The organism is Brevinematales bacterium (assembly GCA_026415355.1).
GTDB lineage: Bacteria > Spirochaetota > Brevinematia > DTOW01 > DTOW01 > SKYB106.
In genome coordinates this window covers 1-24,983 of record JAOAHF010000002.1, presented here as the reverse complement: position 1 = coordinate 24,983, position 24,983 = coordinate 1, and the positions used below count along the sequence as shown (strand labels likewise).

The window sequence follows — 24,983 nt, the reverse complement described above, 5'->3', positions numbered from 1 at the left end:
AAAGGAGGAGTTATATGAAAATGGAATTGTCAAAAGATACGTTAGAGTGGTTTGGTGGAGATGAACTTAGGGCTAGAGTTTTTGCTGAAAAATATGCTTTGAGAGATTACAATGGAAATATACTAGAGAAGATACCACCTGAGATGTGGAGAAGAGTTGCCAAAGCGATATCTTCTGTTGAAGAAACAGATGAAAAAAGAGCTGAATGGGAAGAAAAGTTTTATTGGTTACTTGAAGATTTTAGGATGATACCCGGTGGTAGAATAATGTTTGGAGCGGGACAAGTTGAAAGAAAAGCGACTCTTCTTAATTGTTATGTTTTACCTATAAAGGGAGATAGTATTGAAGATATATATGAGACTATGAAGGAAATGGCTAGGACTTATAGTTATGGTGGTGGAGTAGGTATAGATATATCTGTTTTGAGACCTAAGGGTAGTCCTGTTGGAAATGCTGCATATAGCTCTACAGGTGCTGTTTCATTTATGGACTTGTATTCATTAACAACAGGTACAATTGGACAAAGTGGAAGGCGTGGAGCTTTGATGATTACTATACATTGCTCTCATCCTGATGTTGAAGAATTCATAACTATAAAAAATGACCCACTTAGGATAAAAGTTAGGTATGCTAATATATCAGTTCTTATAACTGATGAGCTTATGGAAGCAGTACAGAGGGATGATACTTGGGAATTGTGGTATCCTGATATAATGAGAGAAAGAGATTTACAAGCTGAGTTTGGAACGATAGATATAAACGAAATATTAGAATTACTTAGAAAGAGAGAAGACTTTATAGAAATTGATACATCTAGGAGAAGCTTCTATCATTTTCCAGAGAAAAATTATTTTTATGTTGCCAATAAAAATGAAATTAGAAAAAAAAGGATTTACAGAGTTATAAAAGCCAAAGATCTTTGGGATAAGATTATACATAATGCTTGGGCTTCTGCAGAGCCAGGGCTTATCTTCTATTCTACTATGAGAAAAATGTCTACGTCTGAGTACAATGATATGCATATACTTACGACTAATCCTTGTAGTGAGATTCCACTTGAACCCTATGGAGATTGTTGTTTAGGAAATGTAAACCTTGAAAGATTTGTTATAAATGAGTTTGGAGATGATGTTGAAGTGGATTGGGAGAATCTAGAGAAAGCTGTTAGGTATACAGTTAGGTTTTTGGATAATGTTTTGGAGTATAACAAAAATCGTCATCCTCTCAAGGAACAAAGTGAAGCGTCAATGAGGAGTAGGAGAATAGGGGTAGGCTTTACAGGACTTGGAGATATGCTAATAAAAATGAAAATAAAATATGACAGTGATGAAGCGATAGATTTTGTGAATGATCTATTTAATAGAATAAAGCACATTGCTTATGACGAGAGCGTTAATCTTGCGATTGAGAAGGGGACTTTTCCTAACTTTGATCCAAAAAAGCATTTACAAAGTCCTTTTATAAAGAGACTCGATAAGGTGGTTCAAGAAAAAATAAAAAAGTATGGGCTTAGAAATGTAGCTATTTTAACGGTTCCTCCTGTTGGTAGTGGGGCATTGCTTGCAGGAGTTACTAGTGGGATTGAACCAGTTTTTGCGCTCTCGTATATAAGAAGAAGTGAATCTTTGAGTCAAGATTTTTTCAAGGTGTATCATCCATTGGTTCAAAGATATATGAGTAAGTTTGGAATTCAGCATGAGGAGGAACTACCGAAATTTTTTGTTACGGCGCATCAGATAGATCCTTACTTTAGAGTTAAAATGCAAGCAACAATTCAAAAGCATATAGACCATAGTATATCTTCGACGGTGAATTTACCTGAATCTACAACAGAAAAAACTATAAGTGACATATATTTCTATGCTTGGAAGTTGGGTTGTAAGGGAATAACAGTTTATAGAGAAGGTAGTAGAGAAGGAGTGCTGATAACGGAAGATAAGAATAAGAAAAAGGAAACCTCTGAGAAGAAAGAGTTCAAAAGACCTAGAATACTCACTGGTGAAACTATTAAATTTAGGCTTCCGCAAGGTGCTCTTTATGTTACGGTAAATAGAGATTCGGATGGAGTGATAAAAGAGGTATTCATAAACATCGGTAAAAGTGGTGGTAATGAAAAAGCAGATGCTGAGGCAATAGGTAGGCTTATAAGTATATATTTGCAAGATGGTGGCAGCATAGATACTGTTATCAAACAGCTTGAGGGTATAAAAGGAGATGAAACTTTTTGGGATCAAGGTGTTGCTTTACATTCTATACCTGATGCAGTTGCAAAAGCATTAGCTATAATACATAGAAATGAGTATGAAGAGAGGCTAAAATCATCAGAATTGGTGTCTGATGAGACTAAAAATACAAAAGAAAAAGTTAAACTTGATAATACCAATGGTTCAAATGGTAAAGGTGTTTCTGGAGTTAATCTAAGAATGGAAAAATGCCCAAGTTGCGAAGAAAGGACCCTAGTTTATGAAAATGGATGCTATGTCTGCAAATCTTGTGGATATACTAAATGTGCTTAATTTGCATATATTTTGTTAGAATAGTAATTTCATATATGTTATGCCTAGGTTATGTAGGATTTACTTTCCTTATCTATCTTGCCTTCTTTGAGAAGTTACATCAAAAATGTAAGTGTATTAGATACTCTGAGTTATTAGTCTTTTAGGTTATTTTTGAGATGTAAAATGAAAAATAAAATGGGCAATTTATAAAATTCTATAATTATGTTAAGGGTTCTTGTGGTAGATGATGAGAATGGTATAAGAATGCTTTTTGAAGAGATGCTAAAAGAATGTTGTATTGTGGATACTGCAGAAGATGGACATAAGGGATTCGAAAAAATAAAGAATAATTTATATGATCTTGTTTTCCTTGATTTAAGAATGCCAGTTATGAGTGGTATTGATGTTTTGGAAAGATTGAGTAAGTTGAAAACTGATGTAAACTCTCCTCCTTATGTAGTTGTTTTGACTGCTATAGATGACATTGGTACAGTTGTAAAGTGTATGAAATTAGGTGCTTATGATTACATAGTTAAACCTGTTAATGTAGGTAGAGTTGAGATTGTTGTGAATCAAGTGAAAATGTTGGTTGAAAGATACAACGAGATTGAGGATTTGAAAAGATCTCAAGGGGGAGTTAAGTTTGTAGGAAATAGTAATAAGGCTAAAGAGGTACTTTCGAAGATAGAACTTGCTTCGAAAAGTGATGTTAGTGTGTTAATAACGGGTGAAAGTGGTGTTGGTAAAGAAGTTGTTGCCAAGCTTATACATTTTAATAGCAAAAGAAAAAACAAAAAATTTGTTCCTGTAGACTGTTCGTCTTTACCGGAGTCTCTAATAGAAAGTGAGCTTTTTGGATATGAAAGAGGAGCTTTTACTGGTGCTTTTGCAAGAAAAATTGGTAAAATTGAATACGCTAATGAAGGTACTTTGTTCCTTGATGAGATTTCAAATATGCCTTTAAATGTGCAAGCAAAGCTACTTAGATTTTTACAAGATAAAACATTTACTCGCATAGGTGGTCTTGATGTCATTGAAGTTGATGTTAGAATTATAAGTGCTACTAATGTTGATATTAGAACGCTTATTAAAGAAGGTAGATTTAGAGAAGATCTGTTTTATAGATTAAATGTTTTTCCAATATATGTACCTCCCCTAAGAGAAAGAAAGGAAGATATACCTCTACTTGTTGAGTATTTTCTGAATATTTATTCAATAGTGTATGGTAAGAAAATTCAATTTACAAGTGGTGCTATTAAAAAGCTTATGAGTTACAGTTTTCCAGGCAATGTTAGAGAACTACAGAATTTAATTTTGAGATATGTTGTTATGTCAAAAGATGGTGATGAAATAGATGATATATCGTTTGATAGTTATGTAGAGGTTCCATACTTTACTAGACTCTACTCCTTGAGGGAACTTGAAGATATGTACATAAAATACATACTTGATTATACAAATGGTAATGTTACAAAAGCATCAGAAATTCTAGGTATATCTAGAAGGAGTGTATATAATTGGATGAAGAAAAAGAAGGACAAAGGTTTATGACTATAAAGTTTTTGGGTACAGGTACCTCTACAGGTGTACCTGTTATTGGATGTAAATGTAGTGTTTGCTTGTCTGACAATCCTAAAAATAAAAGAACTAGGACGTCTACTTTTGTTGAGTACCAAGGTAAAAAGTTTATTATAGATACAACTCCTGATTTTAGACAACAAGCTATTAGTAATGGTATTTTTGAAGTTGATGGAATACTTATAACGCATTCGCATGCGGATCATATAAACGGTTTTGATGATGTTAGGCAACTTAATTTTGCTATGAACTGGAAAATAATACCTGTGTTTATGAATCGGACGTCATACTGGGAATTTCAGTCTAGGTTTGATTATATATTTAAAGATCTACCTCAACTAGCGGGTGGAAAACCACTTGTTAGAGTTTATATTGTAGAAGATTATGATGATATTGTTTTAGATGGAGTTAGAGTAAAAACTTTTTTTTACTATCATGGCAACATAAAGGTAAATGGTTATAGATTTGGTAGTATGTCTTATCTGACGGATGTTAGTTTTATACCTGGTAGGACACTCGAAGTTTTGAAGGGAACAGAGATTTTGATTATTAGTGCTTTAAGGTATCTTCCTCACTCTACTCATTATACTGTTTCCGAGGTTATAAATCTCACAAGATTACTTAAACCAAAAGTTACATATCTTATACACATGGGACACGAAATAGATTATGATGAAATATTGGGATATCTCAAAGGATTGAATATTATACCTGCTTATGATGGACTTGTTGTTGAAGTATGATTAATACTGATATAAGACTCCAGATTTTGTTAAGAGACATCGGTTAATATTACAACATAGAGCAATAGAGGTAGTTTTATAGTTTTGGAGATAATGTGTGAAAAGGAAAAGGAAAATAATATTATCAATTGGATCAAATGTTGAACCTAGGTATGGATATATACTTAGTGCTATTGAGTATCTCAGAGAAGGTGTTAGCATTATAAAGTTATCAAGTATATATGAGACTGATCCTTGGGGATATTCAAAACAAGATAGATTTCTAAATCTGTGTGTCTTTGCTTATACTCACTTAAAACCTTTTGAACTTCTAAGGTTTGTTAAGGATGTTGAGAGATTAGTTGGTAGGAAAGAGACATTTAGATGGGGGCCTAGGGAAATCGATATTGATATTGTTTATTATGATAGTCTTATAGTTGATACGGATAATTTAATCATTCCTCATCCTGGTAGATTAGAAAGGAATTTTGTTATGGTGCCTTTGTTTGAAATTTATCCTAGTTTTGTTGATCCTGAGTATGGTGTTAGTGTTAGTTGGATTATCAATAAGTATTTTGATTTAATGAATGTTGCTACTCTTCTGAAATCCAGGTTCTTATAACTCTTGCTGCTATATCTGGTTTTTCTCTTGCTATGCTTATTATACTTTCGAGTAGTTCCATTCTAGCTTTTTCTTCAACTGATAGTTCAACCATAGCGCCTTCTTGTTCTGCTGCTCTAAGTGCTGCTTCTCGCATAAGTTGTTGTTGTCTTGCAAGTTCTTCTTCGCGTATTCTTCTCCTTCTGGCAATTTCCTTCATTATTGCTCTGTATAATAACATTAGCAAGAATAATATAATCAATACAAGTATGCTTGCTAGTAATATTCTTCGTATTTGGTATCTTCTTAGGAGTTCTTCATCTTCTTTTTGGAATTGTTTTGTTCTGTCAAATTGAATGAATGTTACCACTACACTATCGCCTCGTAGTGGATTAAACCCTATTGCTCTTTTGACCCATTCTTGTATTCTGGCAAGTTCTTCTTCTGATGGTGGGGTGAATTTCCTCTTTACTCTACCCCTTTCGTCTAATACAGGTTCTCCGTCTTTTAGTTCTACTTCCCAAATTCCGTCAACTGCTACTGCGACACTAACACGATTTATATCATAAGGTTGATTTTTTTGATTAACCTTTTCTTTACTCAATTCGTAGTTTACGATGTCTTCATTTTTTTGATAGGTTGTAAACCTATCTATTTTTTCCTTTATTCCAGGTGGTACATTAGCTTCTACTCCTGGAGGACCTTCAGGTATATAAGCAGGTCCCTTGAAGTCTTCTTTTGTTGTTTTTCTACTTATAGGTACGTTTATCTCAACTTGGCTTTCATCGTATGGAGTTAGTGGGTTATCTTGCTTCACTACGGTAGGTATTATTTTGTCTTGTTGTATTTCTTTCTTGTCCCATCTCATCTCAACTTCAGCACTTACTATTATTCTATCTTGACTTATAGCTTTTGAGAGTTCACTTTGTATTCGCTCAATTAGTTCTCTTTTTATTTTCTCTTTTATTTTTATCTGTTCTCTTGCTGCTCTTATATCATCTGAAATGTCATCTGAGACTAAGAGATCACTCAGTACGTTACCTTGATTATCAACTACTACTATGTTTTCGGGTTTAAGTCCATCTATACCTCTAGCTACAAGTTCTACTATTGCTTTGACTTTTTTCTTGTTTTCTCTTATATCAGAATATGGTGATGGTGTTATAATTACTGAAGCGGTTTTTTCTGTTTCATCTTCCTTAAAAAGTCTTTCTTTCTGGAATGGTAAAACTATCTTAACATCCTCAATGTCATCGATCATCTTGAGGTGTCTTTCAATTTCCCCTACTATTGCTCTGTGTAGATTGACATTTCTCTCGAAATCAGTTGTAGTGAATGATTGTACGTCAAACAACTCAAAACCTTTTATGTTATTTGGTATTATACCTTCCCAAGCTAGTTGCATTTTTGCCTTTTGTTTTATTTCATCGTCTGCTACTAAAACAAATTTATTATCTTTCGTTTCAAATGGAATGTTTAGTTCAGTAAGTTTTTTAGTTACTCTTGCAAAATCCTCAGGTGTTAATGCTTGAGGATAGAGTAGTACTTTTGTAGTAGGTCTTGATATTAATACTGCTACGACAATTGCAACTACTATTGCAATGATTGATGATATAACTACTACCTTCGAAGTTAAGGGTAATTCTCTAAACCTTGAAAAGATATTTTTCAAAAATTCAAGTATTTGATTCATTACAAATCCCTCCCCATTCCTACTACTATATTATTTTTCATTTAGTTTTTATTTTCAATATAGGTTCCCTAAATTTTGTGGATGATTTTATTATATTTGGATAACAGAATATACAATGAAGTTTCAAGAGTATGAATAGTGACTTTGAGAAGTGTGTTATGTTGTTATTGTTTTTGTAATTGAAAGTTTTCATAGAATATAATTTTATCGTTATGGATAATTTTCTCAACATAGTTATTGCACTTCTTATTGTTGTGGGATCAGTTTGGGCTGTTTTTAGGTTTATTAATTTTCTTGCGGTTTTACTTAGGGCTAGAGTAGTGAAAAATAAAAAAATACAACTTCCACCAAAATACCAGAGATTGTTGAGTGATAAAAGAATTTTAGTTTTGTATTTCTCTTCACCTTTGAGTGAAAAAGGTAGAAACAAAATGACTAACGTTATGAAGCTTGTTGACGAAGAATATGGCAATGTTGTCAGATTTAACCTTGTAAATGATAAGAAAGAAGCGGAAAAATTCAACGTTATTAGTGCTCCTACAATTGTAATTATAGATAGTGAAGGGATAGTTAGGGAATATAAAACAGGTTTTATTCCATTTCCAAAGGTAAAAGGTATGATTGAAAAATATATCAAAAAATAGAACTATTGAAGGATACTTATAGTAGTAATAACTTAATATCTACTGAAGTCGTGATGATTAAAATGTATGATTTTTGATGTGATTAGAGATTAAAAAAGACTATTATTTTTTTGTATTCCTAGGTGTTTGTATGCTAGTTCTGTTGCGATTCTTCCTTTGGGAGTTCTTTTTATAAAACCTTTTTGTATAAGAAAAGGTTCAAATACATCCTCGATAGTATCTTCTTCCTCTCCTATGCTTGCTGACAGTGTTTTTAATCCTACAGGTCCTCCTTGATACTTATCGATAAGTGTAAGTAATATCTTTCTGTCTATTTCGTCTAATCCTTCCTCGTCAATCTCAAGTTTTTTTAGCGATTTTCTTGTAAATTCTACATCCAAGTGTTCTACTTTCTCAACGACTGCGAAATCTCTTATTCTTCTTATGATTCTATTTAATATTCTAGGTGTTCCCCTTGATCTTCTTGCTATTTCGCTAATTCCTTCCTCTGATATATTTAGTTTGAGTATCTTGCTTGTTCTTTTACATATCTTTACCATGTCTTCATAAGAATAGAAATCAAATCTCAATATTATTCCGAATCTGGATATCAATGGTGATGTTAAAAGCCCAGTTCTTGTTGTAGCACCAATCAATGTAAATTTTGGTATATTTATCTTAATACTTCTAGCTCCAGGACCTTCTCCTATTACTACGGATACTACATAGTCTTCCATAGCAGAGTATAGTACTTCCTCGAAAGCAGGTTTTAGTCTGTGTATTTCATCAATGAATAAAACATCTCCCTTCTGAAGGTTTGTTAGTACTGCTACTAAATCTCCGATTTTTTGGAATGCATTTGATACTGTATAAATAAAATTTGTTCTTAACTCATTTGCTATTATCTTTGCTAGAGTTGTTTTACCCAATCCAGGTGGTCCTGAAATAAGTACGTGATCAAGTGGTTCATTTCTTTGAATTGAAGATTGGATGAAAACTTTTAGGTTTTCTTTTATTCTGTCTTGCCCTATAAACTCATCTAATGTTCTGGGCCTTATACTTTCTTCATAAAACTCTTCCTCTGTTTGCTTCTTTGGTGATAATATGTCTTCCATAACCTAAATTATAAATGTTGACATAAGCTATTATTAACATTGTTTCGCAAAGCTTTTGATTAGCCTATATAAATTCAACTCTTTGTTGCAAAGAGTGTGTATAAATTAATATTATTTTTTATATAGTGTCTAAATTTTAGACAGAAAATCGTATTTATTCCGATTTCCAGAAATATATGAATAATTGCGTAAAAAATACCATTTCTCTTAACTTTGGATATTGGTATGTTTTTTGTGTACAAAATTGTTATATTGAGTCGTATGTCTCACCTGTTTCTGAGTGTATTCCTGGATTTGTTATTTCGTAGTGTACTAGTTGTTTTAGTCAAAAGGGTGTTTGTATTGTCAAATGGTTTATTAAGTAACATTGTTACAGTAGGTCTATCATTAGAGTTGAGAGTATTCATTTATATTGTTAGCGATGTTTTGTTGATATCTATTTTTGGAGAGTATTTATCTTTTGGTTTTGAGTAGAATGGTGTACTTGAAGTTGTTTATATTGAGAGATACTTTTTGGAGGTTTAGTTAGTAATTTAGAAATAATTGTTTTTATAGGAGGTTTTATGGAAAATAACTTTTTCAAATTTGTGTTGACTACCATGAAACTTTTGAAGACTCAAGTAGTGGAAGAATGTAGGGCGTATCGTATTTACAGAAAAGTATTTTATGTTACAGAACAAGAGTATGCTAATATTATTATTATTAAGAAATACACAAGAGATTATGTTATACTTGGTGGATATAAGATTGGTAATATTGTAGTGAGTGTTTTTGTGAAAGATTTGTCGTATGAAGATATGAAATTGTTTATGTTTATTACGCGTAAATCTGATACTGGAGAGTTGATAATAGATCTCATTAAGGATATTGGTGATACTTTGAATTAGGAGGTTTGTATGAGATACAATTTTGATAAAGGTAATAAGTATCCATTTATTGTTAGGTTGGTGGAAAAGGTGTTTAGTATTAGCGATGAGTTAGAGGTATACAGAATATTTGACAAATATGTTGAGACTTATATAGGTATATATAATAGAAAAAAGATTAATAAAATTTTGGGAGTTATAAGTTTTGTTTGTGTAAAGAGATTTGATAACGAAGATTCTATTCTTATTTTAAAGGCAAAGTGGAATCGTAAATATAAAAAGCTTAAAGTTACGCTTGTTAAGAGGATCTTAGTATCGTTAAATTGATTTTAATCTTGCTTGTGTTAATTTTATTGTACTTAGTTTTTTGTTGAGATAGTTTTGATACCTAAATTGCCATTGTCTAGGTATACTATGTTTATTAAGTTACTTTCGATAAATGTATCTAGAAACTTATAAGGTCCGTAAGTCTGGTTTTTGAATTCAACGTACCAGAAGTTATTGCTTTTGTATTCTATTAAAATGTTTTCATTTTGAGTGATTTTTGCTAGTACATCGTCGTAAGGTCCGCAAATGCTTTTTTTACGCATTATGAATTTTTTACCGTTAAGTAAAGTGTTTACTAAGTAGTTTTCTTTATATGAGTTTATATCTGTTACTATTCCATCGACTACTAATTTTGTATGATTAGAGATATTAGAGATGATTGTGGTGTTTGAATTTGTGTATAGGACTATGGTTTCATTCTCTGTTGTTATTAAAGAATAAAGATTTTGTGGTAGTTTTTTATCTGGGTACAGAAACCAAGTACCTCGCATTTTGTATGCGAAAGTTTTTTGAGAGGAGTTGTAAAATTTTTTTGGTCCGAGTATATAATCATAGCTACCATACTCAGATTCGTTAAATTTAATAAAGTGTCTATTTTTATAGATGTATATGAAATAATAAGTGTTGTCTTTTTCTGCGAAGGTTAAATTGTATGCATAATCATAAGGTCCGTAATCAAAACCATTTATATTTACAAAGTATTTACCCCCTACTAGGTTTGTTCCGTCGAAGTTACCTCCTATATTGTATATGAAGCCAAAATAGCTACCATCGTAGGATGATTTGAATTCTGTTACGTATCCATAGTAGCCCATTTCTTTATCTCCTACTTTGACTAGCCATCCTAGGGTTGGTTTACTGGCAATTACATAAACTCTACCGTCTTTCAGGAATCCAAAATCGGTTATTTTGTAATATCCACCAAAAGTTTGTTTAGTTGTTGATATGAAGATTGCTTTTCTTTCGAAGCTTCTTAATAATTTTTCAAAAGAGTAAACATTGACTGTTTGATTTGAGTAGTAAGCAACAGCAAATTCGCCTTTGGGACCTGCTTTTACGTTTATTACCTCAACATTTGAAAAGTTGTAACTACTACAAGATAATAGAGCGAGTAATGGAATGAAAAATACAGCTTTATTCATGGCATAATTATGAAAAATGTTGCTAGTTTGTTTTCCAGTTTGCTAATGTAGTTTTGTTAATGATGGTATTTCAGTTAAATTTATTAGTGTGTATAGGTACATGTTCTGAAGAGAAGTATGAATTTTGTTAGTTTGGATTGAAACTAGGATTTTTTATTTATAAAATCTGAATATGTGGGTTTTATGAATAGAATTTCTTTGAGTATGGTTAGTTTTCTCAGCTTTGTATTAGTTGTTTTTTTGGTGTCTTGTGCTCCTACTAAGTCTACAATGAAAACGGATAAAGATACTTCTACTTCCAAGAGACAAGTTAAGGTAGTTAAATACAATAAGGAAGATGTAGATCTAGGTCTCAGTAATCAAGGTGACAAGGTTACTTCGAAGAAAGATATCATGGATGTTAACAAAGGTGAAAAAGATAAGATTTTGTATACAAGTTATCTTGATAGAATGTTGAGAATAGCATGTGTCAAAGGAGATGTCGGTATGGTTATAAAGCTTATACAGATGGGTGTTGATGTTAATTCAGTTGATATAGATGGAGATACACCGCTTCACCTTGCAGTTATGTCAAATAACTATGAGATTGTTAGAATACTTGTTGCAAATAAGGCAGTTGTGAAAAAAAGAAATAAGAAAGGATACACTCCGATAGATATTGCTAGAGAGTTGGGATATAGTGATATATATAGGTTACTTTTGAGTTCAAAATAGTTATAGAGTTAGTATAGAAAAATTTGGATTTTCATTTTATGTAATTTGAGGATTAGTTGATAAGTAAGGGAGTTGGGATTGGTTGGATTAAAAATAGTTTTTAGTTTGAAATTTGACAAAGTATGTATAGTTTACTATCTTTTAGTAAAAATATAAGGAGGTTTTTATGCCGTTTAAGGTAGTTGATTTGAAATATGATAGTGGTGCTATTCCTAGAGTATCTTCGAAGACTATGTCAATACACCATGATAAACTGTATGCTGGTTATGTTAATAAGAGAAATGAAATTGAAGAGCTTTTGAAAACTGTTGATAGGAGCAAAGCTGTTGCTTCTTATAGTGCTTATAGGTCTCTTAAAGTTGATGAAACTTTCAACGCTAATGGCCAGATATTACACGAAATATACTTTGCGACTATTACACCGAATCCAAAGAAACCAGATGATAGTTTAGAGTTTGTCAAGAAAGCAAAAGAGGATTTTGGTTCTTGGGATGCTTTTATAGAAGACGTAATTGCTTGTGGTATGGCTGCTAGAGGTTGGGCTATTGTTGCTTATGATTTTAGAGATGGTAAACTTCATACTTTCTTAGGAGATGCTCATAATCACGGTGGGGTTTGGGAAACATGGCCTGTCTGGGCTATTGATGTTTATGAGCATGCTTATTTCATTGACTATGGTTCTGATAGAAAATCATATTTACTGGGAATTATTGAGTATGCTGACTGGGATGAAATAAATAGAAGATACCTAAAAGCAAAAGCTATTGAAGAAATATTTAATAGGTAAACTGATTCTACGCTAAGAGGAGTAAAAACTCCTCTGTTTCTCTTTATTGTGTTTATTTATGAAATATGATCTTCATTTTAGTCTGTTTTTATTTATTCGTTGTTTATGAACTCTTTTAGCCTTTTTATTCCTTCTTTAATGGTTTCCATGTTTGATGCGAAAGATAATCTTATGCAGTTTTCGTCTCCGAAAGCATTACCTGGGACTACTGATAGTAATTTTTTATCAAGTAGCTCTGAACAGAAAGAAACGGAATTTTTGATGTTACCGTTATAGTGATTTGATACATCTATGAAATAGTAAAATGCACCTTGAGGTGGTATAACTTTTATTTTTTTAATTGACGACAATTCGTCTTTTATATAGTTTCTTCTACATGTGAATTCTTCTTTTATTTTCTTGATGTCTTCTTCGTAATGATCCAAAAAACCTAGTAAAGCATATTGAACTATTGATGATGTTCCTGAAGATATATGACTTTGTATGGAGTCCATAATGTTAGCTAATTCTTCAGAAGCACATACATATCCTAGCCTCCATCCTGTTATTGAATGTGATTTTGAGAATCCATTTATTGTGAGTGTTATCTCTTTTGCTTCTGATGATATCGAAGCAATGCTTATGAATTCACCTTCGTATATGTAATTTTCGTATATTTCATCTGATATAATATAAAAATGTTTCTCTTTTGCTATTTCTACGATCTTTTCAAGTATATCTCTTGGGTACAAGACTCCAGTCGGGTTGTTAGGACTGTTAATTATGATTGCTTTAGTTTTAGAAGTGACGAGAGATGATAATTTTTTAATATCTGGTATGAATCCATCTTCTATTTTTGTCTTTAGTATTACAGGTTTTGCACCTACTAGCTTTATTTGTTCTATATAGCTTACCCAATAAGGTGATATGATTATGACTTCATCTCCTTCGTTACAGATTGCTGATAGTGCTAAATATATACTTTGTTTTGCTCCTATTGAGATAACTATATTTTTTGCTGAATAGTCTACATTATTGTATTTTTCATACTTTTCTGCTATTTCCTTTCGGAGTTCTTGTATACCTGCGGTTGGTTTGTAGGTATTTGTTCCATTGCTTCTTAAGTATCTCTCAATATTTTTAATAATCCATTCAGGTACTGGAAGGTCTGATTCTCCGGCAGTTAGGTTTATTATATCATATCCTTTTGATTTGAGCTCTTTAGCTTTTGCATTTATTGATAGTGTAGCTGATGGTTCAATTTCAATTGCTCTTTTAGATAAGGAAAAACTCATTTTACCCTCCGAAGTTTTACCTCATTTTAAATGAGAGATAACCTAAATTCAAAAAACTAAATATGATATAATCTGCTCTACAAACCTAGTATTATCTAATGCTTCGTTATGAATTTACATACCTCGGCGTAAAATGTATTTGGTTGACTAGGATCTGTTATTTATCAAGTTACTGGTTTTCTTCTACATCAACAGATATACCTAGTTCTTCCAATTGTTTTCTTTCAACAGCTGAAGGTGCATTACTCAGTAGACAGATAGCCTTTTGGGTTTTTGGAAATGCTATTACATCTCTTATACTGTCCATGCCTTGCAATATTGCTACAAATCTATCTAGACCTATTGCCAATCCTCCATGAGGTGGAGCACCGTATTTAAATGCTTCAAGTAGAAATCCGAATTTTTCGATAGCGTCTTTTTCAGATAGTCCTATTAGTTTAAATATCTTTCTTTGTAGTTCTTGATTGTGTATTCTTATGCTACCTCCACCTATTTCTGTTCCATTTAGTATTATATCATAGCTTTGAGCTCTTACTTTTAAAGGATCAGTATCTAATAATGGTATGTCTTCATATAGTGGTGAAGTAAAAGGATGGTGTAGAGGATCTAATCTATTTTCTTCTTCATTCCATTCGAAGAGAGGGAAATTTACAACCCACAAAAACTTAAGTTCTTTTGAGTTTATGAGATCTAGTTTTTGTGCCATTCTAAGTCTTATATGTCCTAGTGTTGTTGTAGCGATTTGCCATTTATCTGCAACTATGAGTAGTAGTGATCCTTCTTTTGCTTGAGTTTTTTCTATTATTTCTTTCCTTACCTTTTCGCTGAAAAATTTTGTAAGATTTGATTCCAAATCTCCGTTTTTTACTCTAAACCAAGCAACTCCTTTTGCTCCGAATTCTAATACCCATTCTCTTAAGAAATCTATTTCACTTCGTGATACTTCGTCACCTTTTTCTACTACGATGCACTTTATGACGCCATTATTTTCTATAGCGTCTCTAAATACCTTAAACTCTGTATTTCTTGCTATATCTGTTATATCTACAAGTTCCATACCAAATCTTGTATCGGGTTTATCTGATCCAAATCTATTCATAGCATCTTTGTAAGAAAGTATTGGGAATGGTTCTGTTATCTGAATACCGTAAACTCTGTTTAATACATCTTTTATCATTCCTTCAACTGTATTAATTACTGTTTTCATATCAACAAAAGACATTTCTAAATCAACCTGAGTAAACTCTGGTTGTCTATCTGCTCTCAAATCTTCGTCTCTGAAACATCTTGCTATTTGGTAGTATCTGTCAAATCCGGATACCATAAGTATTTGTTTGAATATTTGGGGGGATTGTGGTAATGCATAGAATTTACCTTTGTTTAATCTACTTGGTACTATAAAATCTCTTGCACCTTCTGGAGTAGATTTGATAAGCATTGGTGTTTCTATCTCTAGGAAGTTATTGTTATTTAGATAGTCTCTGATAACTTGTGTTATTTTATGTCTTTTTATTATGTTGTTTTTCATCATTTCGGACCTTAGATCTAAATACCTATATTTGAGTCTTTTCTCTTCGGATACTATGTGAGGACTGTCAAAAGGTATAGGTGGTGTTTCTGATGTATTTAGTATTTCAAAATCTGTTACCCATACTTCTACTTTACCGGTTTTTATGTTGGGATTTATACTTTCTTCGGGACGGTTTTTGACGATACCTTTGATGGCTATTACGTATTCGTCTCTTAGTTCACTTGCTTTTGAATGTATATCTTTGTTAACTTCAGGATTGAAAACTATCTGGACTATGCCTTTTATATCTCTAAGATCAACAAATATAACTCCTCCATGATCTCTTATGGTTTTGACCCAACCATTCAATGTAATTTCTCTACCTATATATTCTTCAGTCACGTCGCCGCAATATACTGTTCTTATCCATTTGCTATCCATAGCTAAACTCCAAAATTTTGAGTTATAATTATAACTAATATATAGATTGTCTTTAAACTTATTCCTGTTTTGAATTTTGTTTGGTAGTGAAGGGTATTCTTAATATTACTTTTGGTTGTTATTCAGAGTTTGTAGCTCATTTTGTAGTAGAGTTATAATACGAGTGGTATGAGGTTTAGAGTTAGATATTTGTCTTTTGATAAAGATAGAATGCTGGCCGAAAAACGTAAACGTGGAGATAAGAGAACTGATTTTGAAATTGATAGAGATAGAATAATACATAGTAGTGCGTTTAGAAGACTTCAAGCAAAGACTCAGGTTTATGGTGCTGGTCTTATGGATTTTTATAGAACACGACTTACGCATTCGATTGAAGTTGCTCAAATAGCTAAGTCAATAGGAATAAGACATGGAATAGATACTGATTTACTTGAAGCTATATCTCTGGCTCATGATATTGGACATCCTCCATTTGGGCATACAGGTGAGAGTAAATTGAACGAGCTTAACAAATTTGAAGGATTTGATGCTAATGCCCATAATATTGTTATACTAGCATTTCTTGAAATAAAAATAATTGGTAAGAATCTGGATGAAAACAAAGGACTTAATCTAACAAGATCAACATTGGATGGACTTTTAAAGTACAAATCAACTAAAGATAAAAGTCCTAAGTTTCTATATGAGTATCAACTTTTCAAAAAGACTATAGACTGGATAGATCCTAATTGGAATCAAGATAAACCGGTAGAGTATAAAAGAAGCATAGAATCTCAGATTGTAAATTGGGCTGATACTTCTGCTTATTCAGTGCATGACTTTGAAGATGGTATAAAAAGTGGACTCCTAAGATCGCATCTTCTAAATGACATTTTACTTGATAGGATAATTCGAAGACTTAGTGGTAGAGTGCCTATTAACGAAGTTGAGAAGATATTTCTAAAAATAAAGAGGATGATAGAGGATATAGAAGATTCAGCTTCAGAAGTTGAAAGAAAGAAGAAACTAAAAGCTACTACATCAAAACTTATAAATGAGTTTGTCGTGAATACTAATCTTGTTAGGATTGATGACAAAGAGAGTAGGTACAGTTATAAGCTTCAAGTAAAAGAATCTACTAGGAACAAAAACTTGGTTATGAGAGCTTTGGAAGATGAGCTTATATATAGAAGCAAAAATATACTGAGGACTAGGAAGAAGTGTGAAATGATAATAGAAAAGCTATATGAGGTATTTTCAGATAAGAATTCGCGAAATCTCTATCCAAGAGAGTACCAAGAGTATTGGGATTACTTTTCTGCGAGTAGTGATGATGAATGGAGACATAGGCTTGCTACATGGTATATTGCAGGTATGACTGATAACTTTGCTATCAAAACTTATAAAGAACTATTTGATCCCAACACTCTAGTTGATTTATTCATAAGCATCTAGAGTATTATAGTACATTTCTATTACTTTTCTAACCTCCTTCCCTTTTGCAGGTTACCTTATAAATATTTTAAAAACCTTTGTATTTAGTTATTGCTTCAGATACCCTATGGATTGCATGGATTAGTGTTTTTGTACTTATATCATTGGGATCGATTTTTACTAGGTAGATAAGAACATATTTACCTTCACTTTGCATTATGGAGAAGACACCATATTCGTTATATTCACTGTCGTAATACCCGCTATTTAGGAGTGCCTTTGAAAGTTTTTCTGTGCTTATGTCGTTGTAGACCTCTATAAAATCTATAGCGCTAACATACATAGGGTAAGCTAGTATAAAAACAGTGTTGTAGTTATGCTGAACTACCCAAGAGTTTGTGGAAATTTGCTTTTGGAAAATATACTTACTTCCATTGTATCCTATTAGTATCCTATTGATTAGATTGAGAGTTTTTTCGTCGTTAGAATATCCGGTTAGTACTACCGTGATAGTCAAAAGAAATATAAATATATGTTTTCTCATAAAGTACCTCCTTAATCGTAGTTACCTTTTCTTATCAAGTCTTTATAAGTGCTTAAGAGAAATGTCGATATTAGTAACATTGCTTTGAATTTGCTTTGTGTAAACGATGATCTTCTGAACGATAAGTTATACAGCAAATACCATTTGTTATTGTATGTGTACATTGAGAAAAAACCGCTTTCTAAAGAAGAGCTGTTGGATTTCAAAAAGAACATAAGTTCTTTAAGGTTTTGAGAAGTTATTTCTTTATATTCTTTGAGTACTGTAAACATGTATATTATATCAAGTTCTTCATCACCAGTTTCGGGACCTAACTCAATAGTAAATTCATTTTTTTCTTTTCCCACAGTGTATTCTATTCTCTAAGCTTTTTCTGAAATCCTTGATATGAATTTGTATCCATCTAATTTTAGTGTACTGATTATTGTATCTAGCTCTTTTAGAGTTAAAGAGAAGCAGTTTACTGAAGAGATTTTTAATAGTCCCAAAATGGTTAATATTAATATAAAATATCTCATAAGACCCCCTTATATAAAATTTTTGTAATAGACTCTTGATAAGAATAGGGCAGAAGAATTGTCTCTAATTCTAACAAGATTATCTATTACACCAATAATGTGTATTATTAAATGAAGTTTTTGTAGATTTTTACTAATTAATATCTTACTAGTAAGCTTTGTGATAGTAATGGTTGTTTTAATGGGTTTGGTAAGAATTCAGTTTGAATAAGGAGATATTTTATTTAAATAATTTCCTTATGGAGTTAGGTATAAAAGGTAAGAAAGCTTTAGTTACCGCAAGTAGTAAAGGTATTGGTAAGGGAATAGCGAAAGCTTTAGGGCTTGAGGGAGCTAAAGTGATCATATCTTCGAGTAACAAAAATAATCTAATTGCTGCTGAAAGAGAGTTTAGGGATATTGGTATAGATGTAACTTCTGTTGTTTGCGATCTTTCTAAGTCGTCAGATGTTGAAAATCTTTATAAGTCTGTTGGAGAGGTAGATATATTTGTTTTTAATACTGGTGGACCAAAGCCAGGAGATTTTTTTGATGTGAGTTGTGAAGATTGGTATTACGCATTTGAACTTATACTTATGTCTGCTGTTAGGCTTACAAGGTATTTTTTACCGAAAATGTTAGATAAAGGTTGGGGTAGAATTGTGTATATGACGTCTATGGCTGTGAAAGAGCCTATAGAGGGACTTATGCTATCTAATGTTTTTCGCTCTGGTTTGAATGCTTTTTCGAAGTCTCTTTCAAGAACTATTAAGAAAGATAATATAACATTCAATGTAATATGTACTGGTAATATCTATACAGATAGAGCTATAAAGCTTATTGAGAATAGGAGTAAAAAACAAAACAAAAGTTTTGAAGAGGTTAAGAAGGAAATAGAGTCTTCAATACCTCTTGGAAGGTTTGGTAGTGTTGAGGAGATATCTGAGTTTGTTGTATTTTTGTGTTCAGAGAAGGCTAGTTATATAAATGGTGCTAGTATTCAGGTTGATGGTGGGTTTATAAGGGGTGTTTTTTAGTATGGTGTGTCTTTTTATTAGGTTGAGAAGATTTATACTTTGGTTGCTTAACAAAAGAGATAAGCTTAGAATAGGAATATTAATATCGGGTCGTGGTTCAAATATGGAAGCAATAATAAAGAGCTGTAGAGAAGGTAGAATAAACGGAAAAGTTGTTATTGTTATAAGTGATAATCCTTCAGCAAGAGGACTTGAAGTTGCTAGAAGTTATGGAATTAAATCTTTGTATATATACCCAGGTAAGTACAAAACTAAATTTGAAACTGATAGAGAGTGGGAATATGTAAGGGTTTTGAGGAAGTATTGTGTTGATATAGTTGTTATGGCGGGATTTATGAGAATAGTAAAGGAGCCTTTATTATCTTCGTTTAAAAATAGAGTAATAAATATCCATCCTTCTCTTCTACCTAAGTATCCAGGACTTGAAACACATACAAGAGTTTTGGAAGCTGGTGAAAAGATACATGGTTGTACGGTTCATTTTGCTAATGATATAGTTGATGGTGGTAAGATTATCATGCAAGCAAAAGTTAAGGTATTTCCTGATGATACTCCGGACACATTAGCTAAAAGAGTGCTAGAAAAAGAACATCAAATACTTGTAAAAACACTTTCTCTTATTGCTAATGGTGAAATCTCTTTTGATACGTTGAAAGAACCAATAGTGTATGATGTTAACGATAAAATACTTTAGTTTTTGTTACCTGGTGTAGAGTGCGAGATTTATTGTAAAACTTTATTATGGTTTAGTGTCCTGGTGTTTTAAAAGTTTTTGATGGTTTCTGGATTTTCTTTCTGACACTTTTTGATTTTATGACTCGTTTTAATTATGTGTTAAGATATTATTATTTTCCTTTACCATATCAGTATATGGATACAGAAGCAGAGTTGATATACAGGATAATATGTGGTGATGAAGAATCGTTTAATGAGCTTTATAATAAGTATAGTAAACTACTCATAAAATTTGTTTATAGATATACTAGAGATGTCGATATGTCTGTTGATGTTGTACAAGAGACTTTTGTAAAACTCTTGGAGAACATCAAAAGATACTCACCCAGAGGTAGCTTTAAAAGTTTTCTTTTTAAAACTGCAATCAACATAATAAGGGATAGAAAGAGAAAAGAGAAAAGAGATAGAAAGATGTTTGAAGAGATTACCCAGAGTTTTAGTTATAATGATGATAGTGAAAGCATGAAAGAACAAATCATGGATATAATAGATTCTCTTCCAGATAGGGATAAGGAAATGATAATTTTTAGACTCGAGGGATACAAGATAGAAGAAATTGCTGAATTTGAGGGTTGTAGTGTGAGGACTGTCAAGAGAGTTTTGAAGAGAGTAATAAGTGAAATAAAATCAAAAATTTCAGGAGGTTAAGTATGAGGCATGTTGATATAGAGAAGATGATTTTGGGGCTTGATGATAATGATTTGAGTCATATCATAAATTGTAAATATTGTCAAAGTTTGTACGATTCATTTAACTATGAGGTCGATGAAAGAGCTATAGAGGCTATAGAAAGTAATGTTAGGTCAAGAGTTTTTGAAAAATTCTATCAGTTTAAGAAGATGGCTTTGATAGATGAGGATGATAAGTATCCTGAAAATGTATCTTTAAACTCTAGGTTGGGATTGTTCTCTATAGTACTTTCAGGTATGACTGTGGTCCTTATTATTTTTACAATGTTCATAGTTACTTCTAATATCTTGAATAGTACTTACAGTTATAAATATGCTGGTAGTCTATTGGAATTAGGTAATGTGAGTGAGAAGTCTTTGCTTGATAAAGTTAGTCTTTCTTCGAATGGTACTTCTTTGATCATATCTCTTCCTGATGGTTTTGAAGGGAATCTTGCGCTTATTCCTTCTTCAAATTTTAATGAAGTTGTTTTGAAGATAGGAGGGATCGTCTATAAGTTTCAAGCAAGTGAGGTTAAAATTCTTATTGATAATGGCAAGGTTTGGGTTAATGGTGAAGAGCTAGAAAAAAGCACTGGAAGTTTATACCAAAATAAAATATATTTGAAGAGTGGCGAAGTTTTTGAGGGTAATTTGATAGAAATAAAAGACAACTTTATAATTTTCGAAACTAGGAATGGAAGGAAAAGTTTTAGCAAGAAAGATATTGAGAAAATTAAGTATTCTGATTAGTTTGTTTTTATTTAGTTATGCTGCTTTCTCTGATGTTTTAATACTGAAAAATAATGAAGTATTTAAAGGTAAGTTGCTTTCAAAGAAAGGGGGAGTAGTTTCGTTTAAGACATATGATGGTAGAATTCTTAATTTTAGTGAGGGGAATATAGCTGTTATAGAGTTCATATCAGAAAAGGTAGTTGAGGTACAGATGGATGGTAGGAGTATCAAAGGAGTTGAGGTGGGTAGAACAAAAGATGGAGTTATAGTTAGAACTGTTCTAGGAGAAACTGTTGTGGAATCTTTTAAGGTTAAGGAATTATCTAAAGAATCTTTAAGTCTTTTTATTGTAACTAATTACTTTACTAACTATTATACTAATTATTATTCCCTTACCAATGAGGTTAGCGTAGTAGTTACAAACTTTGTTTATGTAACTAATTATACTTCTGTTAGTGATACGAATATTTATTATTCTAATAATAACTTTAGGATTTCTTTTTATGTGGGTAGTAGCTATGATTTTTTAAACTACTATTTTGATTATGGTATTGATTTTAGTATAAAGTTTTATGAAAAGTTTGGGGTTGGTGTTGTTATTACTAAACTCGGATTGGGAGTTGCTGGGACTTATAACTTTTTATATTATTTTTCTGACTGGTTTGGAGCAAGGGTAGGTCTTGGTGGTTATTTTTCAGTTGTTAGTAGCTATGCTGTTGTGATAGGAATTAGTAGTAGAACATTAATTCGCGATTTTGAGTTTTCTGTACCTATAGAATTGTATGTTATAGACAATAAGACTGTTTTATCTATAAGACTTTCTATGGTATTTTGATTATATATCTTTGTAATAAACCCTGTATATTTTGTGTATTCTACCACCCATTTTTTCTATTCCTTCGTTTATCATTCTATTGTCTTCAAGTGTCCAGGATAATTCCCCAAACTCATAACCCATCTTTCTTGAGTTTTCGTAGTTTGTGATGTATAGTAGTAGATCAAGTCCGAGACCTCTATACTGTTTTTTAACACCTGCTAGTAGCAGTCTAGCACTTTTGAATTTATTTTTAGGCTTTAGGTATAATCTACAAGCTAGGCATAGTAGTTGCTGTATGTAAAGTAAGTTTAAGTTTTTACTTCTGCATTTTATTAGTACTTCGTTTAAGTTATGTACTGCCGCAGAAAATGCTACAGGCTCTCCATTTTCATTTTCTACTATTATAACTAATTCTGGATAAACTATTGATACTAGAAATTCTGCTATTTCTATTTTATCTTCTTCAGTTAAGGGTATGAAAAAAAAGTTTTCTGACCAGCTGTCGTGGTATATGTCAACTATTCTGTCAACTTCATTCCATATGTCTTTGATATTTATATTTCTTATCTTGAATTTAGTTCTTTTGAGTATCTTTTCCTTAAGTTTTATTAGTTTTTCATCTAGTGGTAGTGTTGTATCGTAGTACCATGCGTACAAATCTTTTGCTTTTTTAAATCCATAGTTTTCAAGAAGTTTTTTATAGTAATCTTGATTATGTGGCATCATAATGTAAGGAGGAGTATCGAATCCTTCAATTAGTAATCCCCATTCTTCATTTGTTGAGTAATTAGCAGGTCCGTATATGGTGTTTAATCCTTTGTTTCTTAACCATTCTACAGCTTTATCAAATAGAGCATTTGCTACTTCTTGATCGTTTATGCTCTCAAAAAAACCAAAAAAACCATCTTTTTTGTTGTACCTTTGATTATGTATATTGTTTAGTATACTTGCTATTCTACCTACAGGATTATTATTTTTGTATGCTATGAAGAATTCTGCTTCATTATGTTTTAAGAAAGAAGACTTTTTTCTGTTTAATTTTCTCTTTATATCCATAAGTAATGGTGGAACCCAGTTAGGATCGTCTCCTTGGATGTAGAAGGGAACCTTTATGAATTCGTTTATGTTGTTACAAACTTTTACCTCTACCATGATTACCTCCTTCGACTTAGGTAAATTTTATTGACATTGTATCTCTAAAAACAATTTATTGTGATTCTTTTTCAAAATGAAATGCTTATAAGTCTCTTAGTTTTGAGTTTTTTAGATGTTTTTTACGGACTAGTGAGTTAGTTATGGAAGGTTTCTGGGTTAATTTTGTGTAACCTTAAGTTTAAAAGGTTTGCCTTTTGAATTCATAATTCTTCCGTGATTGGTTTGTTTAATGTTAAATTAACAGATAATGTGCTTTTTTTAATTGCGATCTATATAGTAGTTATCTTTAGGCTTTTATTCTTTGATATGGTTTCTTGGGATTACGAAAATTGTATTTCATTGTGGTATCAGACACTTGAAAACGAAGGATTCAGTGCTTTTTCAAGGTCGTTTTCAGATTATTCACCTACCTATCTCTATTTGATCTATATCCTTACATTTATTCCTCTTCCTCCTTTATACTCTGTTAAAGTGTTATCTGTAATATTTGATATTTTGCTTTCATTTTTTGTTTCAAGAGTTGTTTATAGACTTACATCTAATGCTGTTTTGTCAAAGTTATCATTTTTATTGGTTTTGTCACTGCCTACTGTTATTATGAACAGTTCTTATTGGGCTCAAAGTGATTCAATTTATACTACTTTTGTACTAGTTGGAGTCTTGTTACTTATCGAAAAAAGGTATTTGCTTGCATATACATCTATTGGAGTAGCGTTTGCTTTTAAGTTGCAAACTGTTTTTATAATTCCTGCTTTAGCGATTATTACTCTGAATAAACTTGTTCACGATAAAGATATGAGATTTTTGTTTTATCCTTTTTTGATTTTGATACCTTACGTAATAGCTATAATTCCTTCCTTGTTTGCAGGAAGAGATTTAATAGATCTTGTTCTTATATACTTTAGTCAGACACAAACTTATGTTGATTTAACTTTGGGTGCTCCTAACATATATACACTTATTCCTGAGTCACTGAAGAGTGAATTTAATAATACGATATTTTACATAGGTTTAGGTGTAAGTTTTTTAATAACATTTTTGTTTGTTTTGTATTATTTTTTAAATTACTCCATTTATAAGGAATTTTGGAGTGAGCAGATTTTGGTTTTGTTTTTACTTTTTGCTCTTATAGAACCATATCTTTTGCCTAGGATGCATGATAGATATTTCTACATGGCGGATATTTTATCTATTGTTTTTGCTTTTAGATTTGGTAAATGGTTTTTGCCTGTAGTTGTTGTGCTTTCCTCTTCTCTTGCGTACATACAAGTGAATATTCTTTTGGGGCTTGCTATGGTTGCTATACCACTTGGAATAATTATAAGTTGGTATGTTTTTTACTCGGCTAAAATTCTGAGAGTTGGGTTCTCAAAGTAGTAATACTGTCAGACTAGACGAATTTTATGTTACTCTCAAGTACATCTAATAGTTTCAATTTTGTCTTACAGTTTTGTCTCTACTGATTTATATGATGTGAGATATGTCTATTAT

Annotated in this window: 25 protein-coding genes; 16 read left to right on the top strand and 9 right to left on the bottom strand. The window is 31.8% G+C overall.

The window, feature by feature from the left end; all coding sequences use genetic code 11:
- Positions 1–14 precede the first annotated feature (14 nt).
- The 4 genes from N2712_00775 to folK all read left to right on the top strand — a co-directional run bounded on the left by N2712_00775 (position 15) and on the right by folK (position 5,420).
- Positions 15–2,516: an adenosylcobalamin-dependent ribonucleoside-diphosphate reductase gene (locus N2712_00775; GenBank protein MCX8028516.1), complete on the top strand. Its 2,502-nt coding sequence runs from the start codon at positions 15–17 to the stop codon at positions 2,514–2,516.
- Positions 2,517–2,720: 204 nt separating this feature from the next.
- Positions 2,721–4,049 carry a sigma-54 dependent transcriptional regulator gene (locus N2712_00770; GenBank protein MCX8028515.1) on the top strand — a complete coding sequence of 443 codons (1,329 nt, stop codon included), beginning with the start codon at positions 2,721–2,723 and terminating at the stop codon, positions 4,047–4,049.
- Positions 4,016–4,819, top strand: a complete 804-nt coding sequence (locus tag N2712_00765) for an MBL fold metallo-hydrolase (GenBank protein ID MCX8028514.1) — start codon at positions 4,016–4,018, stop codon at positions 4,817–4,819. Before N2712_00770 ends, N2712_00765 begins: the two co-directional genes overlap by 34 nt.
- A 97-nt stretch (positions 4,820–4,916) precedes the next feature.
- Positions 4,917–5,420: a 2-amino-4-hydroxy-6-hydroxymethyldihydropteridine diphosphokinase gene (folK, locus tag N2712_00760; GenBank protein ID MCX8028513.1), complete on the top strand. Its 504-nt coding sequence runs from the start codon at positions 4,917–4,919 to the stop codon at positions 5,418–5,420.
- On the opposite strand, the gene fliF is transcribed toward folK, so the two are convergent.
- Positions 5,392–7,092: a flagellar basal-body MS-ring/collar protein FliF gene (gene fliF / locus N2712_00755; protein ID MCX8028512.1), complete on the bottom strand. Its 1,701-nt coding sequence runs from the start codon at positions 7,090–7,092 to the stop codon at positions 5,392–5,394. The two genes, folK and fliF, sit on opposite strands and share 29 nt — an antisense overlap.
- Positions 7,093–7,304: 212 nt before the next feature.
- Here fliF and N2712_00750 point away from each other — a divergent pair, with 212 nt between their 5' ends.
- A complete protein-coding gene (locus N2712_00750) occupies positions 7,305–7,736 on the top strand; it encodes a hypothetical protein (protein ID MCX8028511.1) in 432 nt (143 codons plus the stop codon).
- 89 nt (positions 7,737–7,825) lie between these two features.
- Here N2712_00750 and ruvB read toward each other — a convergent pair whose 3' ends face one another.
- Complete coding sequence (ruvB, locus tag N2712_00745) at positions 7,826–8,830, bottom strand: Holliday junction branch migration DNA helicase RuvB (GenBank protein MCX8028510.1); 1,005 nt, start codon at positions 8,828–8,830, stop codon at positions 7,826–7,828.
- A 563-nt stretch (positions 8,831–9,393) separates the two neighbouring features.
- Between ruvB and N2712_00740 the strand changes: the two genes are divergently transcribed.
- Positions 9,394–9,717 (top strand): hypothetical protein, encoded by a 324-nt coding sequence (locus N2712_00740; protein ID MCX8028509.1) that lies wholly within the window; start codon positions 9,394–9,396, stop codon positions 9,715–9,717.
- Between the two features lie 9 nt (positions 9,718–9,726).
- A complete protein-coding gene (locus tag N2712_00735; protein ID MCX8028508.1) occupies positions 9,727–10,023 on the top strand; it encodes a hypothetical protein in 297 nt (98 codons plus the stop codon).
- A gap of 32 nt (positions 10,024–10,055) precedes the next feature.
- On the opposite strand, the gene N2712_00730 is transcribed toward N2712_00735, so the two are convergent.
- A complete protein-coding gene (locus N2712_00730) occupies positions 10,056–11,165 on the bottom strand; it encodes a hypothetical protein (GenBank protein MCX8028507.1) in 1,110 nt (369 codons plus the stop codon).
- A 204-nt stretch (positions 11,166–11,369) separates the two neighbouring features.
- Here N2712_00730 and N2712_00725 point away from each other — a divergent pair, with 204 nt between their 5' ends.
- Positions 11,370–11,879: an ankyrin repeat domain-containing protein gene (locus N2712_00725; GenBank protein MCX8028506.1), complete on the top strand. Its 510-nt coding sequence runs from the start codon at positions 11,370–11,372 to the stop codon at positions 11,877–11,879.
- A gap of 166 nt (positions 11,880–12,045) precedes the next feature.
- Entirely contained in the window at positions 12,046–12,666 is a 621-nt protein-coding gene (locus N2712_00720; GenBank protein MCX8028505.1) for a hypothetical protein, read from the top strand.
- Positions 12,667–12,758: 92 nt separating this feature from the next.
- Here the strand turns inward: N2712_00720 and N2712_00715 are convergent, their stop codons facing one another.
- Both N2712_00715 and aspS read right to left on the bottom strand, forming a co-directional pair.
- Positions 12,759–13,940 carry a pyridoxal phosphate-dependent aminotransferase gene (locus N2712_00715; GenBank protein ID MCX8028504.1) on the bottom strand — a complete coding sequence of 394 codons (1,182 nt, stop codon included), beginning with the start codon at positions 13,938–13,940 and terminating at the stop codon, positions 12,759–12,761.
- A 169-nt stretch (positions 13,941–14,109) separates the two neighbouring features.
- Positions 14,110–15,891: an aspartate--tRNA ligase gene (gene aspS, locus N2712_00710; GenBank protein ID MCX8028503.1), complete on the bottom strand. Its 1,782-nt coding sequence runs from the start codon at positions 15,889–15,891 to the stop codon at positions 14,110–14,112.
- A gap of 168 nt (positions 15,892–16,059) precedes the next feature.
- Here aspS and dgt point away from each other — a divergent pair, with 168 nt between their 5' ends.
- Positions 16,060–17,325, top strand: coding sequence for a dNTP triphosphohydrolase (gene dgt / locus N2712_00705; protein MCX8028502.1), 1,266 nt, complete (start codon positions 16,060–16,062; stop codon positions 17,323–17,325).
- Between the two features lie 67 nt (positions 17,326–17,392).
- Here the strand turns inward: dgt and N2712_00700 are convergent, their stop codons facing one another.
- Genes N2712_00700 through N2712_00690 form a run of 3 tightly spaced genes read right to left on the bottom strand, consistent with a single transcriptional unit; the run spans position 17,393 to position 18,366 of the window.
- Positions 17,393–17,848 (bottom strand): hypothetical protein, encoded by a 456-nt coding sequence (locus N2712_00700; protein MCX8028501.1) that lies wholly within the window; start codon positions 17,846–17,848, stop codon positions 17,393–17,395.
- 11 nt (positions 17,849–17,859) lie between these two features.
- Positions 17,860–18,195, bottom strand: coding sequence for a hypothetical protein (locus N2712_00695; protein ID MCX8028500.1), 336 nt, complete (start codon positions 18,193–18,195; stop codon positions 17,860–17,862).
- A gap of 15 nt (positions 18,196–18,210) precedes the next feature.
- Entirely contained in the window at positions 18,211–18,366 is a 156-nt protein-coding gene (locus N2712_00690; protein MCX8028499.1) for a hypothetical protein, read from the bottom strand.
- A 239-nt stretch (positions 18,367–18,605) separates the two neighbouring features.
- Here N2712_00690 and N2712_00685 point away from each other — a divergent pair, with 239 nt between their 5' ends.
- The 5 genes from N2712_00685 (at position 18,606) to N2712_00665 (ending at position 22,355) form a co-directional block, all read left to right on the top strand.
- Entirely contained in the window at positions 18,606–19,382 is a 777-nt protein-coding gene (locus N2712_00685; protein MCX8028498.1) for an SDR family oxidoreductase, read from the top strand.
- Position 19,383: 1 nt separating this feature from the next.
- On the top strand, positions 19,384–20,076 hold the full coding sequence (gene purN, locus N2712_00680; GenBank protein ID MCX8028497.1) for a phosphoribosylglycinamide formyltransferase: 693 nt from the start codon (positions 19,384–19,386) through the stop codon (positions 20,074–20,076).
- A gap of 119 nt (positions 20,077–20,195) precedes the next feature.
- Entirely contained in the window at positions 20,196–20,765 is a 570-nt protein-coding gene (locus tag N2712_00675) for an RNA polymerase sigma factor (protein MCX8028496.1), read from the top strand.
- Positions 20,766–20,767: 2 nt separating this feature from the next.
- On the top strand, positions 20,768–21,538 hold the full coding sequence (locus tag N2712_00670; protein ID MCX8028495.1) for a hypothetical protein: 771 nt from the start codon (positions 20,768–20,770) through the stop codon (positions 21,536–21,538).
- Positions 21,483–22,355: a hypothetical protein gene (locus N2712_00665; protein ID MCX8028494.1), complete on the top strand. Its 873-nt coding sequence runs from the start codon at positions 21,483–21,485 to the stop codon at positions 22,353–22,355. The genes N2712_00670 and N2712_00665 overlap by 56 nt, the downstream gene beginning before the upstream one ends.
- Here the strand turns inward: N2712_00665 and N2712_00660 are convergent, their stop codons facing one another.
- Complete coding sequence (locus N2712_00660; protein ID MCX8028493.1) at positions 22,356–23,489, bottom strand: hypothetical protein; 1,134 nt, start codon at positions 23,487–23,489, stop codon at positions 22,356–22,358.
- A 252-nt stretch (positions 23,490–23,741) separates the two neighbouring features.
- Here N2712_00660 and N2712_00655 point away from each other — a divergent pair, with 252 nt between their 5' ends.
- On the top strand, positions 23,742–24,869 hold the full coding sequence (locus N2712_00655; protein MCX8028492.1) for a hypothetical protein: 1,128 nt from the start codon (positions 23,742–23,744) through the stop codon (positions 24,867–24,869).
- Positions 24,870–24,983: the final 114 nt, after the last annotated feature.